Origin of the sequence: Hydrogenophaga sp., assembly GCF_018780075.1 — a bacterium.
GTDB lineage: Bacteria > Pseudomonadota > Gammaproteobacteria > Burkholderiales > Burkholderiaceae_C > Hydrogenophaga.
The window spans coordinates 1-2,650 of the sequence record NZ_JADMKB010000067.1; the positions used below are offsets into that span (position 1 = coordinate 1).

Annotated in this window: 3 protein-coding genes and 1 pseudogene; 2 read left to right on the plus strand and 2 right to left on the minus strand. The window is 61.9% G+C overall.

From position 1 onward, the window contains the following. A pseudogene (locus IV088_RS13000) lies at positions 1–183 on the plus strand (tyrosine-type recombinase/integrase); the annotation flags it as partial. Positions 184–185: 2 nt separating this feature from the next. Here IV088_RS13000 and IV088_RS13005 read toward each other — a convergent pair. Further along, positions 186–1,412: a phenylacetate--CoA ligase family protein gene (locus IV088_RS13005; protein WP_291102561.1), complete on the minus strand. Its 1,227-nt coding sequence runs from the start codon at positions 1,410–1,412 to the stop codon at positions 186–188. Positions 1,413–1,427: 15 nt separating this feature from the next. Then, positions 1,428–2,240 carry an enoyl-CoA hydratase/isomerase family protein gene (locus IV088_RS13010; RefSeq protein ID WP_291102563.1) on the minus strand — a complete coding sequence of 271 codons (813 nt, stop codon included), beginning with the start codon at positions 2,238–2,240 and terminating at the stop codon, positions 1,428–1,430. Between the two features lie 105 nt (positions 2,241–2,345). Between IV088_RS13010 and IV088_RS13015 the strand changes: the two genes are divergently transcribed. Then, positions 2,346–2,650: CoA transferase (locus tag IV088_RS13015; RefSeq protein WP_291102566.1), on the plus strand; the 305-nt coding region annotated here is incomplete at its 3' end.

Sequence of the window (2,650 nt, forward strand, 5' to 3'; positions counted from 1 at the left end):
GCACCGAACCCCAAGTATCAAGCGGCGCTTTCCGTGGCCTATGGGGCCGGACTGCGCGCCAGCGAAGTTTGCGCGTTGAAGGACACCGATATCGACAGTGAACGCATGACGCTGCGCGTGGAGCAAGGCAAGGGTCGCAAGGACCGCTATGCCTTGCTCTCGCCCGTGCTGCTCGAGCGGCTGAGCTATGCGTATTTCCGATCGACCAGCACAGGGGCATCAATGGCCAGATCGTCGGCAGATATCCATTCGACGGCGTCCAGTTTCAAACGAGTGCGTTGCTTGAAGATTTCATGAAGAGCCTTCTCGACCGTAGCCGCCTCAACGCCCGGGTTCAACACGCCGCGCAAGGTGACCGTTTCGCGATGTTTCTGCTTCGTGACCACCACTTGAGCGCGCTGCATATGCGGAACCTGCATCAACACCTCCTCGACGTTGCGTGGATAGATGAAGATCTCTCGGGCCTTTACAGCCTGTCCGATCCGACCTTTCAAGAGACTGATGCGGCTCACGAAGCCATCGGCTGATGCGACACTTCCACTCGCCACATCGCCGGTGCCAAAACGCACGAGGGGCCAGCCACGGTCCAAGGTGGTGACCACGATCTCACCGGTTTCGCCCAAGGGCAACGGGGTGCCCGTTTGCGGGTCGCAAATCTGGACCAGCCTTTCCGGCTGCACGGTGTAGCCCTCCTGATCCGTTTCCTCGTAGCCGATGAGGCCGAAGTCGCCGGTGGCGTATGCAGAAAAGATCTTGATGTCGTACCTCGTCTCAAGCGCGCGCCGCTTGCCCATCCAGTCACCCATTTCCCCACCGAGCAGCGCCGACTTGACCTTCCAGGCGCCGGGAAGCTGGTGGCCCATGTGCTCCAGGGTGTTGACCAGCGTGACGAAGAAGGCGGTGGAGGCGCAGATGCAGGTGACACCCAATTCCAGGATCAGTTGGGCCTGTTGTTCGGCGCCCCCCGGGCCGCAGGGGATGACGGTGGCGCCCGTGGCCGCGATGCCTTGGTCGAGCAGGACGCCTGCGGGCACCAAGTGGTACGACCAGGTGTTCAGCACCCGGTGCTGGGGACCGATGCCCGCACGCCGGAAGCTGTGGGCAAAACCGTGACCGTCTTGATCGTCGTTCAACTGTGGCTCGTAGATGGGGCCAGGTGACACAAAAATGCGCCGTATCGCCGCTTCGTCGGCGGCCAGGAAACCGCCAAAGGGTGGCGCCTTGCGCTGAAGGTCCAGCAGCGCGTCCTTGCTCGTGACGGGCAGGCGCGCCAGGTCGGCCGCACTGCGGATGTCCTGTGGCGTCATGTGCGCGCGCTCGTAGATGTCGCGGATGGCGGGCGCTCGGTCGTAGGCGTTTTGCTGCGCCGCGCGCAGCGCGTCGAGTCGATCCAGCGGCAAGGCATGTGTCATGGCCAGTCTCTCCGTCTATTGACCGATGAATCGCGGTGCGCGCTTCTCTTCGAATGCCAACAGTCCTTCGCGCTGGTCGGCGCTGTGCGAGTGCACTTCCGACGCGAGCAGTTCCAGACGCAACGCCGTCTCGACGGGTTGTTGCAGGCCATCATCGACCAGCGCCTTCATGCGCCTCAAGCCCAATGGGCTCTTGCTGGCGATCTTGTCCACAAGCGCTTGTGTGGCCGCTTCCAGTTCATCGGGACCGACCACCTGGTTGACCAACCCGGCTTCCACCAGCTCGTCGGCGCTGAGAAATTCACCGGTGAAAAGCAGGTACTTCGCGCGTGTGGGTCCTATGACGCGGGGCAGCCGCACCGAGCCACCTCCGCCGGGCAGCAAGCCGTAGTTGGCATGGGCATCGCCGATCTTTGCGCCGCGAGCGGCAAGCACCAGGTCGCAGCAGAGCACCAACTCGAGGCCACCGGCCAGGGCCAGTCCATTGAGCGCGGCGATCACCGGCTTGGGGAAGCTGTCCAGCCGGTTCATCGTGGCCTGGACGCTGTCGAGAAACAGACGAGGGCCGATCGATCCCGATTGCGATCGGACGTACTTTAGATCGGCTCCGGCGCAGAAGGCCCGGCCTGTGCCGGTGAGAACGACCGCCCGCACGTCCTGGTTCCCCTCGGCGTCGTTCAGGGCCTGATCGATGCTGTTGAGCACCTCCGGCGTGAGGGAATTCATTGCCTCCGGCCGATTCAGGCGGATCCACATGGCACCTTTTCGAACATCCACGACAACAGCGGGTGATGGCATTTGTTCTCTTTCCATGGTTTGATTTTTCATGAGCAGATTTTGCGATTCAACTCTTAGCTCGGTTGTTGGGGTTTCCATTACTACAAGGTCGTTTATTTTACTTTACAGTAAAACTGAATCAACCAGAAGAGCACCATGAACCAGATTACATCGCGTGGATCTCCGCTGAAGCGGGTCAAGGTCGTTGAGTTCGAGGGCATTGGACCAGGGCCGCTGGCTGGCTTGCTGCTCATGCAATTGGGGGCGGAGGTCACCGTGGTGGCGCGTCCGAGTCCCGGCGACTTGCCGAAGGATCTGACGCCGCGCGAGGATGGATTTCTGTCGCGCGGCAAGCGCCGGGTGGTCCTGAACCTGAAACAGGAAGACGACCGCACCCGGGCGCTGGAGATCGTCGCGGCCAGTGACGGATTGATCGAAGGCAACCGTCCGGGCGTCATGGA

Coding starts and splice junctions, on each gene's coding strand:
- IV088_RS13005 (WP_291102561.1), bottom strand. CDS start 1,412: ATGACACATGCCTTGCCGCTGGATCGACTCGACGCGCTGCGCGCGGCG.
- IV088_RS13010 (WP_291102563.1), bottom strand. CDS start 2,240: ATGAAAAATCAAACCATGGAAAGAGAACAAATGCCATCACCCGCTGTT.